The organism is Entomomonas sp. E2T0, assembly GCF_025985425.1.
Lineage (GTDB): Bacteria > Pseudomonadota > Gammaproteobacteria > Pseudomonadales > Pseudomonadaceae > Entomomonas.
Genome location: NZ_CP094972.1, coordinates 1,027,471 through 1,041,277, shown reverse-complemented (window position 1 = coordinate 1,041,277; position 13,807 = coordinate 1,027,471). Strand labels below are relative to the sequence as shown.

14 protein-coding genes are annotated in these 13,807 nt (G+C 33.3%); 7 read left to right on the top strand and 7 right to left on the bottom strand.

Annotated elements, in window-relative coordinates:
• The first annotated feature begins 28 nt into the window (after window positions 1-28).
• From MTZ49_RS05045 to MTZ49_RS05025, 5 genes are all read left to right on the top strand, one after another.
• A complete protein-coding gene (locus MTZ49_RS05045) occupies window positions 29-1,072 on the top strand; it encodes an acyl-CoA dehydrogenase family protein (RefSeq protein ID WP_264747274.1) in 1,044 nt (347 codons plus the stop codon).
• 64 nt (window positions 1,073-1,136) lie between these two features.
• Window positions 1,137-3,686 (top strand): aminotransferase class III-fold pyridoxal phosphate-dependent enzyme, encoded by a 2,550-nt coding sequence (locus MTZ49_RS05040; RefSeq protein WP_264747273.1) that lies wholly within the window; start codon window positions 1,137-1,139, stop codon window positions 3,684-3,686.
• Between the two features lie 6 nt (window positions 3,687-3,692).
• Entirely contained in the window at window positions 3,693-4,721 is a 1,029-nt protein-coding gene (locus MTZ49_RS05035) for a DUF2156 domain-containing protein (protein ID WP_264747272.1), read from the top strand.
• A 136-nt stretch (window positions 4,722-4,857) separates the two neighbouring features.
• Window positions 4,858-5,658, top strand: a complete 801-nt coding sequence (locus MTZ49_RS05030) for a class I SAM-dependent methyltransferase (RefSeq protein ID WP_264747271.1) — start codon at window positions 4,858-4,860, stop codon at window positions 5,656-5,658.
• A 592-nt stretch (window positions 5,659-6,250) separates the two neighbouring features.
• Entirely contained in the window at window positions 6,251-6,448 is a 198-nt protein-coding gene (locus MTZ49_RS05025; protein ID WP_264747270.1) for a DUF2388 domain-containing protein, read from the top strand.
• A 44-nt stretch (window positions 6,449-6,492) separates the two neighbouring features.
• Here the strand turns inward: MTZ49_RS05025 and MTZ49_RS05020 are convergent, their stop codons facing one another.
• The 6 genes from MTZ49_RS05020 to MTZ49_RS04995 form a co-directional block, all read right to left on the bottom strand.
• Window positions 6,493-6,891 carry a hypothetical protein gene (locus MTZ49_RS05020; RefSeq protein ID WP_264747269.1) on the bottom strand — a complete coding sequence of 133 codons (399 nt, stop codon included), beginning with the start codon at window positions 6,889-6,891 and terminating at the stop codon, window positions 6,493-6,495.
• Window positions 6,892-7,047: 156 nt separating this feature from the next.
• On the bottom strand, window positions 7,048-7,485 hold the full coding sequence (locus MTZ49_RS05015; protein WP_264747268.1) for an acyl-CoA thioesterase: 438 nt from the start codon (window positions 7,483-7,485) through the stop codon (window positions 7,048-7,050).
• The gene (locus MTZ49_RS05010) at window positions 7,472-8,608 is read right to left on the bottom strand and encodes a glycosyltransferase (RefSeq protein ID WP_264747267.1); all 1,137 of its coding nucleotides are present in this window, start codon (window positions 8,606-8,608) and stop codon (window positions 7,472-7,474) included. The genes MTZ49_RS05015 and MTZ49_RS05010 overlap by 14 nt, the downstream gene beginning before the upstream one ends.
• An 85-nt stretch (window positions 8,609-8,693) precedes the next feature.
• Window positions 8,694-9,419, bottom strand: coding sequence for a DNA polymerase III subunit epsilon (gene dnaQ / locus MTZ49_RS05005; protein ID WP_264747266.1), 726 nt, complete (start codon window positions 9,417-9,419; stop codon window positions 8,694-8,696).
• A 16-nt stretch (window positions 9,420-9,435) separates the two neighbouring features.
• Window positions 9,436-9,885, bottom strand: a complete 450-nt coding sequence (rnhA, locus tag MTZ49_RS05000; protein WP_264747265.1) for a ribonuclease HI — start codon at window positions 9,883-9,885, stop codon at window positions 9,436-9,438.
• A complete protein-coding gene (locus tag MTZ49_RS04995; protein ID WP_264747264.1) occupies window positions 9,869-10,627 on the bottom strand; it encodes a class I SAM-dependent methyltransferase in 759 nt (252 codons plus the stop codon). The genes rnhA and MTZ49_RS04995 overlap by 17 nt, the downstream gene beginning before the upstream one ends.
• A 157-nt stretch (window positions 10,628-10,784) precedes the next feature.
• On the opposite strand from MTZ49_RS04995, the gene gloB reads away from it, so the two are divergent.
• Together gloB and MTZ49_RS04985 are read left to right on the top strand one after the other, a co-directional pair.
• Window positions 10,785-11,585, top strand: coding sequence for a hydroxyacylglutathione hydrolase (gloB, locus tag MTZ49_RS04990; RefSeq protein WP_264747263.1), 801 nt, complete (start codon window positions 10,785-10,787; stop codon window positions 11,583-11,585).
• 93 nt (window positions 11,586-11,678) lie between these two features.
• Window positions 11,679-13,076, top strand: a complete 1,398-nt coding sequence (locus MTZ49_RS04985; protein WP_264747262.1) for a LysM peptidoglycan-binding domain-containing protein — start codon at window positions 11,679-11,681, stop codon at window positions 13,074-13,076.
• Between the two features lie 294 nt (window positions 13,077-13,370).
• Here the strand turns inward: MTZ49_RS04985 and rplQ are convergent, their stop codons facing one another.
• Window positions 13,371-13,769 (bottom strand): 50S ribosomal protein L17, encoded by a 399-nt coding sequence (gene rplQ / locus MTZ49_RS04980; protein ID WP_264747261.1) that lies wholly within the window; start codon window positions 13,767-13,769, stop codon window positions 13,371-13,373.
• Window positions 13,770-13,807: the final 38 nt, after the last annotated feature.

Below are 13,807 nucleotides of genomic sequence, written 5' to 3'. Positions count from 1 at the left end.
TTCAACTAAAAATAAGGAAAATATTATAATGACAAAAATAATAAATGAATTAAAAAATAATATTAACAAATACTTAGATATTACACCTTTAGAATTAAAAGAGTTACTACTAAAAACCAATGCAACAGCGCAATGTTTAGAACTAAATGCTGATAATGATATAAACAGTCTTGAGACGGTGGGGAATACTATTCGAGAAGCCTCTTCACTATTACCATCTGTTGGCATAGCATTAACCATGCATAATCATATCTTACTGGCATGCAAAAAATATTCAGACGTTTTTATTGATAATGAAAAAATTTTAAAGGGGGTTCTTGATTCAAAAATTTTACTTGCTTCTGCTTTTGCTGAGGCTATACCAGGAGCTAATATTTTTTCACCATCTGTTCAAATTTTTTCTCAAGATGAGCGTTTATTAGTTAGTGGTTCAAAAAAACCTTGCACCCTTTCATCTATAGCGGATTATTATGTTATTTCAGTGAAAGACATCGATGCTTGCGAAAAAATGAAACTGTTACTGATTGATAGAAATACTAAAAATATTGAAATAACACCTTTTAGTCAGCTTAATTTACTAAAAGAGTGTGATAATCAAGAGGTAAAATTTAATAACGCAGAAGTTACGCATGATCTAGTTTCTAAATATCAAGATATTGCATTATTACCTGTTCTTTCTTATGGACTATCATTATTTAATTACTTTGCAGCGAACGCCTATGCTGGTGCTTTAGAGGGATTGATAAATTTTTTACCACAATATATCAGACAACAAGATACCATTAAATACAGAATAACCCAAAATAAATACAGGGTTTATGGTCTCTTAAAACAGATGTTATCTATCGCCTATAGCTCCTATCAAGATGAAAATGCTATCCCAAAAATACTAGCTTTACGGTATATCTTAGAAGAGATATTAGAGCATATGGCTAGCTACATAGTTCGTTGTTGTGGCGGTATACAAGCTATGACTAATCCAAAGATTTTTGAGTTTTATTCTATTATTCAACTTTTTAAATTTCATCCCACAAGTGAGTATCAAACAGTTAGTCAACTCATGAAGGATTAGTGTTTAAAGTTTTCATCAATTTACCTAAAAAATTTAATCTCATTCGCTTGAAAGAGGTATCGCTATGTATGTCAATTATTATCGTGAACAACTATTAGAGGCGACAAAACTTAATCTTGATATCAAATCAGCTAAAGGCAGTTATTTATTTTTAAAAGATGGAAGAAAAGTTAAAGACTATCTAGCACAATATGGTGCTTTACCATTTGGCCATAATCCTTCGTTTGCTATAGAAGAAATAAACAACTTCATACGAAATGAGTCCCCTATTCTGGCTCAGCCAAATATTCATCATACAGTAAAAAAATTAGCAGAAAAACTAGCAGAGCAAATTGATAATAAAAAATATACCTACTGTGTTTTCACCAATAGTGGTGCGGAAACAGTAGAGGTAGCAATAAAACTTTCTAGGCTCTATACAGGTAGAAAAAAAGTTTTAAGCTTGGTGGATAGTTTTCATGGTAAAACATATTCTGCTTTATCTGCAACAGGCTCAAAAAGGTTTAAAGCAGATAATATTGCTGATGAAAACATGTTTGAACATGTTGATATTAATGATATCGAGCAAATTGAAGATAAAATCAAGTCAAAAACGTTTGCGTCTTTTATTATTGAACCTGTTCAAGGTGAGGGAGGAATGAATGTTATTCCCCCTAATCTACTTACAGATATCATAAAATTATGTAAAGAAAATGGTACAGTTTCTATTTTTGATGAGATTCAAACGGGTGTAGGTCGATTAGGCAGTTTTTGTGCTGCTACCCTATATAATTTGAAACCTGACATTATTTTGTTCTCAAAAGCTTTAGGTGCAGGCTTTATGCCTATTGGAGCAATGCTTTATGCAAAACATTTACACTTAATGGAGTTTGATAAAAAACATAGCTCTACTTTTGCTAATAATGTTTTAGCCGCAAGTATGGGACTAGCTGTAATCAACCATTTAACCAGTGAGGATAAAAAGAGACAAGTTCATGTTCAGCAAATAAGTAGTTATGTGGATATGTATTTGAATGATTTATTAAAAAAATATTCCACTATCTTTACTTGGAAAGGACTTGGTTTGATGCGTAGCTTGGAGCTACAGGATCCTCAAGCCTCCTCGAATATAGTACTAAATTTTAGTCAAAAAAGCGGTGGCTTGGCATACATAATCTGTAGTTTTTTATTAAAGCACTATGGTGTTTTTACTATGCCTTTAATGTCAAGGCCTTGTTCAATAAGATTTGAACCTGCTTTAGATATTACAAAAGAAGATATTGATTACTTTTTTAATGCTTTTGATAGGGTGTGTCAAATAATTCAAAATGGTAGATATGATATTTTATTTGCCCATTTAATTGATCTTCATTTATCAGATTTGCCTCCTTTAAGTGAGTCTTATCCTGTTAGTATTAATAATAATATTGCACCAACTAAAATAACTAATAAAAGCTTACCAGAGGGTAAAAAGTTTGCATTCCTTATTCATACCACCTCAATTAAGGAATTAAATTATAACTACTGTGAAGCGATAAAACAAAATTATACCCAACAGCAACAAGATCAGCTTAGTGAATGGATTACAGAAACAGCAATTATTGATTTTAGTCCTGAGGTGGCAGTTGAATTTGCTGTGGAAAATAACATTTGTTATAGCAACGGAATGTTAATTTTTTCACCTATTAGGGCAGAAAAAATGCTACTACTTTCTAAAAAAGAACGTACTAGGCTTATGAATGAGTTTTTAGATGTCGCTAAGTCAAATCATGCTGAGGTGGTAGGTTTAGGCGCTTATACATCAGTTATTTCTGATGGAGGAAAGAACTTAGTTGATAATAGCCAACAACTATTATTAACCAATGGTAATTCTCTTACTGGAATGTCTGTGGTGGAAAGCATAAGATCTATGCTTAATAATGAAGTAGCAAGTCAAATATTAGCTGTTATTGGCGCACGCGGTTCTGTGGGAAAAATTTCAGTAATTGGTCTTGCTCATAATTTTAGTAGAATAATTTTGGTTGGTAGACCTAAAACAGGCCATTTACTTTTATCAGAACTAATTAAATCCCTACTAGAAGTCGTAAATACAACTAGAGATATTATTGTTGAAGGGTCTTTGCTAAGTAATATTAAACAATGGTTATTACTAGATAATCGAACCTTGCTCGATTTTCCTAGTCAATTAGAACAGTTGACAAAGGTAGCTGGCACACTCGGACTTAAGGTTACAGAATGCTATGAGGAAGCATTGAGCCAGGCTGATTTTATTGTTTCTGCCACTAGCGAGGGTAAAGCCTTTTTAAACACCTCAACTGTCAAAAAATCTGCTGTTATTTTTGATGCAGCAAGACCCTTTGATTTTGTAAGAGATCAAGAACATTTTATTTATGAAGGTGGGCTTATTTCTCAGCCTAATAAAACCTCTTATGGTGACTCAAACATAATTGATGTGCCTGCTGGTGTAAATCTTGCCTGTTTATCTGAAACGATAGCAATGGCTCTTGATAATTCAGAACAGCATTTGAGTATAGGGAAAAATATAGCGTATAACGATGCTTTAAGTGTGCTAAATATGTCCAAAAAACACACTTTCACTCCTATCCTATACAACACCTTTAATGAAGAGAACTAATAACAAATGCATAAAACATTTTCTACTTTATTAACGAACAATGCTCAAGAAGTAAATCAATTTCCCTCTCTTAAAACAGCATTAGAACATTCAACAAACTCGTTGAGTTGTCTATTGCTTAATAAAGAAGTGAACTGGTTTACAAACGATTATGGAGCTATTGGTTTTTTCAAATACAAAAATATGAATATGTGCATAGGAGGTATTCTTTCATCAGAAGAGAATAAGCAAAACTTACTAAGCAAGTTTCTGGAATTTAATAAAGCTGCCAAAACATTCCCTATTTTTTTACATTTTTCTGAGTCTGATTTTAATCTACTAAAACAATATGGTTTTAATATTAACCAACTGGGCGCAAGCTATTCGTTATCCTTAGAAAACTATACTATTGAAGGGAAAAGTTTCCAACAGTTAAGAAATAAAATTAACAAAGCTAAAAAGAAAGGTATCGTTGTTAAAGAAATATTTTCTCAACAAAAGCTCGATCTTTTAAAACCTCAACTTGAGTTTATTAATACCTTATGGCTTAAAAATAAAGGGGGAAATGCATTAAGTAAATTAGTGATAGATTTTAACTCCATCGAATTAAATTCTGGAGAACATCGACTTTATATTGCATCCATAGGTGATAATGTCTTAGCGTATATTATATATACCCGTACCTACGGAAAGACATTGGGCTGGTTTCATAACCTCTCTAGGAGAATACCTGATGCTCCGAATGGAATAATGCAACTTATTAACCAAACGGCAATAAATCAATTTAAAAAAGAAAACCAAGTCGCTTATTTACATTTTGGCTTTACGCCTTTGGTTGAGTTTGAAAATACTAAGCAAATTAATGATTCATTTTTATTTTATAAAGTAGCTAAATGGTTAGCCTCTAAAGGTGGAGGAGTTTATCCAGCAGCCTCACAACGACAATATAAGGTTAGTTGGCGTCCTTCAATGATAGAACCTGAGCTAGTGGCTTTTCCAAAAGGGAAAGTACTAAAAACGCTATGGTTTATTCTGAGAGCAACTAACAGTATTTAATCAACCTATAACAAAACTAGTTATTAGATAGCTACACAGAAATAAATATCCTTAGGGATTAATTTAAAAAATAACAACTTTTAAGTAGTTTACGATCTATTTTATTTCTAACCATTTATTTAAAGAAGGAATTCTTATGTCTTTAGAATATTTACCAAACATAGGTGGTGCTGATCAAGAAAGATTATCTATTTTGGCAGAAGTTTATGATGAAGGAAGCCAAAACTTTTTATCGAAAAACTTACCAAAAAATACTAAGCGCCTGTTAGATATAGGCTGTGGTCATGGTCAAATGGCCTTCTGGTTATCAAAAAATTATCCTAAATGTCATATCCTAGGAATAGACTCATCACAAGAGCAAGTGGATATCTGCAATGAGCTCAGCAAACAATATAATACTAATAATGTAGCATTTAAACTGCATAATATTGCTGATAATGAGCTAGAAGAAGATAAGTTTGATGTGGTTTATATTCGGTTTTTGTTAATGCATGTGAGAAATTGGGACGCCTGTCTCAATAATATTTTGAAATCCTGTAAACAAGGCGCATTAATTTTAATTGAAGAACCAGGCTTTCCCTATGAATGTTGGCCCAAAGACAATGAATATTTTCAACGAGCTAATGATCTAGTAAAGCAAATGGCTGATATAGCCTCTTTAAACTATGATTGTTTTCCAAAGCTATGGCAAAAAGTTCAAGAGCTTAATGTAAATATTAAGAATGTTCAGTTCAATATGCCTGCACTAGTAACTGAGCGTCAAAAAAGCTTTCCTTTCATATCTTTTGAGCAAATCCGAGAACCTTTAATCTCTGCTGGAGTTACTAATGATCAAGAGTTTACAACACTTATTAGTAAAATCCGAGAACTAGTAAAAGATCCAAATTATATAATGGGAAGCTGGCGTATGATGCAATTAGCTATTCAGAAAAAATAATTTGTTTAGAAATCCTAATAAACCCTTTCGAAAAAAGAAGGGGTTTTAATATATCAAACTGTAATATTAAATTTAGTAGTGATCCATATATAAGCTTATGCCTATTACTCAAGCTATTATTTAAAATTCTTTAAGGGTTAGATTATTTAAACCCCATTATTGTAAGCTGTCTATAGTTCTATACACATCTTTTATAATATCATTGTGTATCAATTGGTATAACTGGCCTAATTTATAACTATAGATTATATAGGTATTTGCTCGTCGCTCGTCCATTGCGCCATCATAAAAAAGCTAGTAATTAATTTTACTAGCTTTCTTTATTTCTACTATGTTTACCCCTATCAGCCTCAATCCTATCCAATTTACTAATCCTATTTTTTTACTTCTTCTTTGATGTAATATATCTATTAATTTGAGACTACTTTTTTATTAAAAACATATGGCGGTATGCTTAAAAATCAGACAGTATCTATTAGTACTTCTGTTAATTTCTTCGACTATCGAATCTTTTGCTGATACTAAAGAGTTAAAAGAATATTTTGCTTATTTCACACTGCCTTCAACGATACTAACTTTGGCTCCTTTTATTATGACAAATCAAGCAAGCCAAAATGAACCAAACTCAGATGAAAAAATAGTTATCAACGCTAAGTCAGATGCCTATTTTTATATTGCTAGTGATAGTAACTACCGTACACCCTATTTAGAAAAAGCACTCAATATGCTAAAAGATAAATACCCTAACACCACAGATATAGAGTTAGTTAAGGCTATAATTAGCTATTAATTTTTGCTTGTTCACAAACACAAATTATTTTTCTAATAAACGCTTTATTTTCTAAAAATAAACTGAATATTAGCACCATCAATATCACCCTTTTCCTTTAGGTCAACGCTTTTGATTACATCACCTCTAATGCCAAAACGATCCTGTCCCGTTGGCATATTAAATAAGTCAGGCAGCACCCCACCAATACTATCCTCTCCTTTTAGGATCTCTTTATTAGGTAAGCCAAAATCCCACTGATTATTACCTTGAAGTTGGCCTCTAGTAATAGGAAGGTCTACTGGATTTAACAGTTCTTTAGTTAGATCAGTTTTTCGATTTTGACCCTTTTCTTGTTTTCCAGAAATAAGAGTCTGTGCTTTTTGCGAAATACTAGGCGTCACATCCGCATAGGCGAATGGTATAAAAAGGCTAAATAATAAAATAATAAGTTTCTTGGTCATAACATATACTACATTTAATTAAGATAACTCTTTAGTAATATATTGTGCCATTTTATTGTTTTTACAATCTAAATAATATTACCAATAATTTCATATAGTCAATGTTTAGCATCCGTTCTAACCATAAAATTTTATTTTCAGTCGACAATATATTGATCAAACAAAAGTTAATGCTGCTTTACCATAACATTCAATAAACTCTATGGGCATCCGCTTAGGCTTTCCTGTTGTAAGCTGAATACAACAGAATTGAGTCCTTGCCTTTAAAACTGTTTGTTGATTTTGGGTATTTATTAATTGGAATTGGCGGCTCATTCTAAGTTTATTATCCATCTCTACAATCCATGTAGCTAACTTTAATTGTTCATCACAATAAACACTAGCTAGATAATCTATTTCATGACGAATAACTGCCATTCCTCTATCTAGTTGTCTATAAACATCCATATTTAAACCAAGAGAATTAGAGTGCTGCCACGCACAATCCTCTAACCATTTTACATAGATAGCATTATTAACATGCCCAAAATCATCTATATCTTCTGATTTTGGCAGAATATCAATAACAAAAGAAGGTTCTCTATCCCACATCATTAATTCTGAAAGGTTGTACCATTGGCAAACGCCAGAAAGTCTGCTCTACTGACTCATCAGAAAAGTGACTATAAAGTTTAACTTGCATAGCATCATGACAACTTTGTAGCTGTTCTAATGTTAATTGAGACATTCTAACTAATGCCTCTGCCAATAATTGTTCATCACCAAAGGGGAAAAGTATTCCTACATCCTTTACTACTTCTCTACCACCGCCACAATCTGAACAAATAATGGGTATATCTGCAGCCATTGCTTCTAATAGCACCATACCAAATGGCTCTTTATCTGAGGTAAGAGCAAATAAATCAAATGCTTTGAAATAACTGCGCGCTTGCTCAACTTGCCCTAAAAATAATACATCCTCAGCAATAGCTAACTCTTTTGCTAAACCTTTTAGCTGGTCTCCCAAACGTCCTGTTCCCATAATAGCCACTTGACTATTTTTAGGTAACTTTGGTTTTGCTAAGGCAAAAGCTCTTAATAAAGTAGCCTGATCCTTATCAGGATGCAAACGACCAACATTACCCACAATCCAAGCATGCTTATCTAAATGCAATGCATGTCTTGCTTCTATTCGTGATAGTAATTTGCTGCGTACTTGATCGATGCTAATATGATTATAGAGTGTCTCTATACGATCACTGGGCCAAGCTGGCAAGCATTTTCTCATATCATCTCTTACTGCATTTGATACACCTAATAGAGATAATCTTTTCTTTTGCCAGTTAGCAAATAAACGACGTCCCCAACGCTCATAATCACCAAATGCATGATGAACACCAATAACAGGTAATGAGGTAGCTAAACAAGCAATCCAAATGGGTTTAAAGCGGTGTGCAATACAAAATTTAAAATCGCGTGAAGCAGCAATAGCGCGTAAATCACGTATTGCTTTAAGCTTTAAGCCCCGTACATCTGCTGAGGTAAAATCCATAAATAGTACTTCATCAGAAGCACATTGTTTTGCCACTTCAGCACTGGGTTTGCCTGTTAAAAATACAGTGGTAACTTTATAAGATGTACCTTTAAAAAGGCTAGCGTACTGTCTAGCACAATCTAAAAAAGGGCCATCATAACCATGACAAAACTGTAATACTCTGGACTCTACCGAACGAGCCATAGAACAGACTCCCCATTCTTAAAAATAAAATTAATTAAAGTTTAACAGCCTAGCACAGTATTTTGTAGCTATTCGACACAATTAGTTAACTATCTGTTAATACTTTCCAAAATGCAGGGTTACCTGAAGCTTTTTCTATTTCAGTTAATCTAGCGTCATGCGCTAGCAACTCTTCATCTGTTGCTTTTATCACCCTTGTTTTAGGACGATCCAAAGGTAATCTTTGAATAGCAGCAGCTTGCCCCCCTGACAGATTAGATTGTGCATTAGCTTCTAAACCTAAATTCGTCTGCCCACCTGTCATTGTTAGATAGACATCAGCTAATAACTCAGCATCCAGCAAAGCGCCATGCAACTCTCGGCCTGAATTATCGACATGATAACGCTTACAAAGTGCGTCCAAACTATTACGTTGCCCTGGATGGCGTTCTCTAGCTAATTGTAAAGAATCTAGTACTGAGCAATAGGCTTCAACATTAGCTCTATCAGTTTGCCCTAAAAGCTCAAATTCATTATTAATAAAGCCAATATCAAACACAGCATTATGTATCACTAACTGTGCATCTTTAATAAACTCATAAAAATCATTAGCAATATCTTTAAAACGAGGCTTATCAATTAAAAACTCATTAGTAATACCATGAACTTTAATAGCTTCTTCATCAATTTCTCGGTCTGGCTGTAAATAAACATGAAAATACCTATTAGTTAAGCGCCTATTAACTATTTCTACACAACCAATTTCAATAATTCGATGGCCTTCTGTTACAGGCATACCTGTAGTTTCTGTATCTAATACTACACTTCTCATAGCTACTCTACTTTAACTAACCTAAACTCTCTATTATTTCAGTAACACCACGATTGGCCAGCTGATCTGCACGTTCATTACCTATATCACCTGCATGGCCTTTTACCCACTTCCAAGTAATATGGTGTCTTACTACTTGTTCATCCAGCATTTTCCATAAGTCTACATTTTTAACAGGTTTCTTATTAGCTGTTTTCCAATCTTTTTCTTTCCAACCTGCCAACCACTCTGTAATGCCTTTTTTTACATACTGTGAATCGGTCAGCAAATCAACTGTACAAGGCCTTTTTAAAGCAGCTAAACCTTTAATAGCTGCTAATAACTCCATACGGTTATTAGTAGTTTCAAGTTCGCCACCCCATAACTCTTTTTCTATCCCTTTATAAAGCAGTAATGCTCCCCAACCACCAGGGCCAGGATTACCTTTACAAGCTCCATCTGTATAAATTTTAACTATGTCGCTCATCTACCCTCACATCATTTCTATTAACCACTGGTATAGGAGCTAAAGTACCTAAAATACTCTTCTTTTTGCTTTTTAATGGTGTCGGTTGAATCATCATTTTTCGGGCACTAACAATATAAAAACCATTTCCCCACCATTTACGATGCTGCCCTATTGCCTCCAAACCTATCACTTTATCTACTACTACACTGTTTGGAAGGCCATAGGCCCCTTTCCATGTACGTTCAACAGCGAAACCTAATAATCTTAGCCAATCCATTAATCGACTATAAGTAATACTGTGAGATTTACTTAATACCCCAAAATGGCAACGCCGATAAATTCCCCAATAACTATAGGGATTAAAACCAACAATTAATATATGTCCACCCGGCCTAATACAACGCGCAGCTTCTCGTAAAGTATTGTGAGGAGAGTAAGCAAAATCTAAAGTATGTTGCAAAACAACAGCCTCTACTCCTTCTGTCAGAATTGGCCAAGCATGTTCCTCACAAACTATATCAGCATTGAAACCTTCACAACCTACAGAAATGATCTCATCGACATCTTTTATAGGCTGTACTAAATTATATAATGGCCCTGCCTGTAATAAAAAACGACCAAAATAGTAGGTAAGCGCTTGCTCAATCAATGGTTTTTCAAGTGACAATAATCGTTGCCCCTTACCACTAGCAAACCATGTCCTAATGGATTGCACATGCTGCTTCATTTGTTGTTGATTTGGTGGAAGTATCTCTGTCATTTAATTAATCTTGCTCCTATTAATCACAATATAACAGATTACACCTTTAAATTATTCATCAATATATCTCTTTATATAACAAACCTATAGATAAAATATTAAAAAATACTTCAAAAATCTGTTATAAAAAGTTATCTTCTTTACTTACGTTAATTACATGAGTATTACCATGTTCGAAGTAGAAGCCTTATCAGCCTTTAGTGACAACTATATCTGGTTAATCAAAAATAAAAAAACTAAACAAGTTGCTGCTGTAGACCCAGGTGATGCAGAGCCCGTTTTACAATGGTTAAGACAACATTCTGGGTGGCAATTAACAAATATTTTAATCACTCACCATCACCATGACCATACAGGAGGCATTAACACCCTAAAACAACACACAAAAGCAATTGTTTTAGCACCTGATAATCCCTCTATCCCTAGTAAAGATATTATTTTAGAAAATAATCAACTTATTAATATAATTGGAAAAAAAGTCCAAGTAATAGCTGTTCCAGGACATACTCTTGATCATATAGTTTATTTTTTTCCAAAACAATTAGACGATACAACTCATTGGCTTTTTAGTGGTGATACTTTATTTGCTGGAGGATGTGGGCGTGTCTTTGAAGGTACTATGGAACAAATGTACCAATCCTTACAAAAAATTAACCAACTCCCTGCTGAAACAACTATTTATCCAGCTCATGAATATACGGTAAGTAATTTAAAATTTGCTAATACTGTTGAACCCACTAATTATAAAGCTAAGAAACTTCTAGAATACTGTATAGAATTAAGAAGAAAACAACAAATAACATTGCCCACTACTTTAACTTTAGAACAACAAACTAATCCTTTTTTACGCTGTCATTTAGAAAGTATCAGACAAACGGCTAGCTATCACATAAAACAAGAACTTCAGTCACCTATTGAAATATTTAAAACTATTAGAGAATGGAAAAACAACTTTTAAATGATGAGTTTTATCAAGAAATAACCTGTAAAAACTTGACCTCTTAAATTATGTTTTTTAAAATCGATACTTTAAATGTAGGGATATATTGATGTGGTTGGCCTAATAAACGTATTTAAATCAAATATAGCATGTAAAACTATACTTTTAATTAGTACTTTAGTATTAATGTTTTCGGCTGGCTGTAGTTCTCAAAAAGATCAACTATCCAATAATAATGCTGTAGCTCTTTCTCAAGATAAACATATTATTCTAAAAAGAGGCACTGTTATTCAACAAAGCTTTTATGGTGATGACTTATGGCAAAGAGTTCGCAATGGCTTCCAACTACAAAATGAATATCTTGGTGCAAATAACTCACGTATCGACCAACAACAACGTTTATTAACCTCTAATATAAAGTCTACAGAACGATTATTTGCCAAAGGTAGCCCTTATTTACACTATATTGTTGAGCAATTAGAGGCACGTAATATGCCTTTAGAGCTTGCTTTATTACCTGCTGTGGAAAGTGCCTACAATCCAACAGCTTACTCTAATATGAAAGCAGCTGGTTTATGGCAATTTATGCCTAGAACAGGAACTCACTTTAATCTTCAACAAACTCGTTGGTATGATGGTCGTTTGGATATTATTGCTTCTACTAATGCAGCATTAGATTATCTCCAATATCTACATAATATGTTTAATGATTGGCCTTTGGCTTTAGCAGCTTATAATTCAGGTGAAGGAACGGTTAGAAGAGCTATTCAGCAAAACCAAAAGCTAAATCGACCGACTGATTATTGGAATTTATCATTACCTAATGAAACCATCCACTATGTACCTAAATTATTAGCTTTATCTAAAATTGCATTTTCTCCTGATAACTATCAAGTAAACTTGGCTCCTATTCCTAACCAACCCTACTTTAATAAAATAGAAATTAACCACCAAATTAAGTTAGATACTGTAGCTTCTTTAATAGGTGTTGATTCTCAGGAGCTACAAAACTTAAATGCTGGATTAAAAGCACAAGCTGTTATCAACAATGAATGTCCTAAACAATTATTAGTTCCTGCACATAAAGCTGCTATTTTTAGCGATCTATTGGCAACTGGTAGTATTCCTAATGAAAACATTTCATTATGGAATAATTATAACATTCGCTCAGGTGATACATTAGGCAGTATTGCGGCAAGGCATAACACTACTGTAAATGAATTAAGAAGTATCAATAAGCTTGCTAACAATCAAATGCTAAGAGCAGGACAACAACTTAAAGTACCAATGGTGGCCAGTACCTCTACTAGTAGCAACTCTTCAGAACAACCTTTAAGAACTATTGTATTAAAAGATAATAGAAAATATACCATCCAAGCGGGTGATAATCTTTGGAGTATCTCACAAAAGAATAATATTAAGTTAGAGAGACTATTAGAACTTAATCAATTAAGCGCTAATGCTTCAATTAAACCAGGTCAACAACTGTATCTTACAGATCGGAATTAATAACATACTTCTTTGCTGAAGGTAAGTTTTCAACTTATCTTTAAACAATAAATAATTCTCTATCATATAGTTAATATGCTCTTTTATACTTATATTATTTAAATATTTATAAAACAGATACAGACTATTAAAAGAATCTATTCAATGTATGTACGATTGATATATTTCTTCCATAAACAATCTAACCTACTACATTAATTTCAACTTATAAAAAAATAAAATATTAATAAATTTCAACAATAAAAAAACCAAGCATATAGCTTGGCTTTTTTTATGACTTTTGTAGCTAATTACTTATTCAGCACTAGCTTCCACTTCAACCGCTTCTTTCTTCAAAGGACGATCAACTAATTCTACATAAGCCATAGGAGCATTATCACCTTGACGGAAACCGCATTTTAAAATACGGATATAGCCGCCTGGACGAGTAGCATAACGTTTGCCTAGTTCGTTAAAAAGAATACCTACAGCTTCTTTAGAACGAGTACGGCTAAATGCTAAACGACGGTTAGCAACACTATCTACTTTAGCTAAAGTAATTAACGGCTCAGCAACGCGACGTAATTCTTTTGCTTTAGGTAATGTAGTTTTAATTAATTCATGCTCAAATAACGATACTGCCATGTTTTGGAACATAGCTTTACGATGTGAGCTTGTACGGTTTAAATGGCGACCACTTTTACGATGACGCATGGTTGTAATTCCTTACCAAATATACACTCGGTGGTAAT

Coding starts and splice junctions, on each gene's coding strand:
- MTZ49_RS05030 (WP_264747271.1), top strand. CDS start 4,858: ATGTCTTTAGAATATTTACCAAACATAGGTGGTGCTGATCAAGAAAGA.
- gloB (WP_264747263.1), top strand. CDS start 10,785: ATGAGTATTACCATGTTCGAAGTAGAAGCCTTATCAGCCTTTAGTGAC.
- MTZ49_RS05025 (WP_264747270.1), top strand. CDS start 6,251: ATGACAAATCAAGCAAGCCAAAATGAACCAAACTCAGATGAAAAAATA.
- MTZ49_RS05040 (WP_264747273.1), top strand. CDS start 1,137: ATGTATGTCAATTATTATCGTGAACAACTATTAGAGGCGACAAAACTT.
- MTZ49_RS04995 (WP_264747264.1), bottom strand. CDS start 10,627: ATGACAGAGATACTTCCACCAAATCAACAACAAATGAAGCAGCATGTG.
- MTZ49_RS05035 (WP_264747272.1), top strand. CDS start 3,693: ATGCATAAAACATTTTCTACTTTATTAACGAACAATGCTCAAGAAGTA.
- dnaQ (WP_264747266.1), bottom strand. CDS start 9,419: ATGAGAAGTGTAGTATTAGATACAGAAACTACAGGTATGCCTGTAACA.
- MTZ49_RS05020 (WP_264747269.1), bottom strand. CDS start 6,891: ATGACCAAGAAACTTATTATTTTATTATTTAGCCTTTTTATACCATTC.
- MTZ49_RS05010 (WP_264747267.1), bottom strand. CDS start 8,608: ATGGCTCGTTCGGTAGAGTCCAGAGTATTACAGTTTTGTCATGGTTAT.
- rplQ (WP_264747261.1), bottom strand. CDS start 13,769: ATGCGTCATCGTAAAAGTGGTCGCCATTTAAACCGTACAAGCTCACAT.
- rnhA (WP_264747265.1), bottom strand. CDS start 9,885: ATGAGCGACATAGTTAAAATTTATACAGATGGAGCTTGTAAAGGTAAT.
- MTZ49_RS05015 (WP_264747268.1), bottom strand. CDS start 7,485: ATGATGTGGGATAGAGAACCTTCTTTTGTTATTGATATTCTGCCAAAA.
- MTZ49_RS05045 (WP_264747274.1), top strand. CDS start 29: ATGACAAAAATAATAAATGAATTAAAAAATAATATTAACAAATACTTA.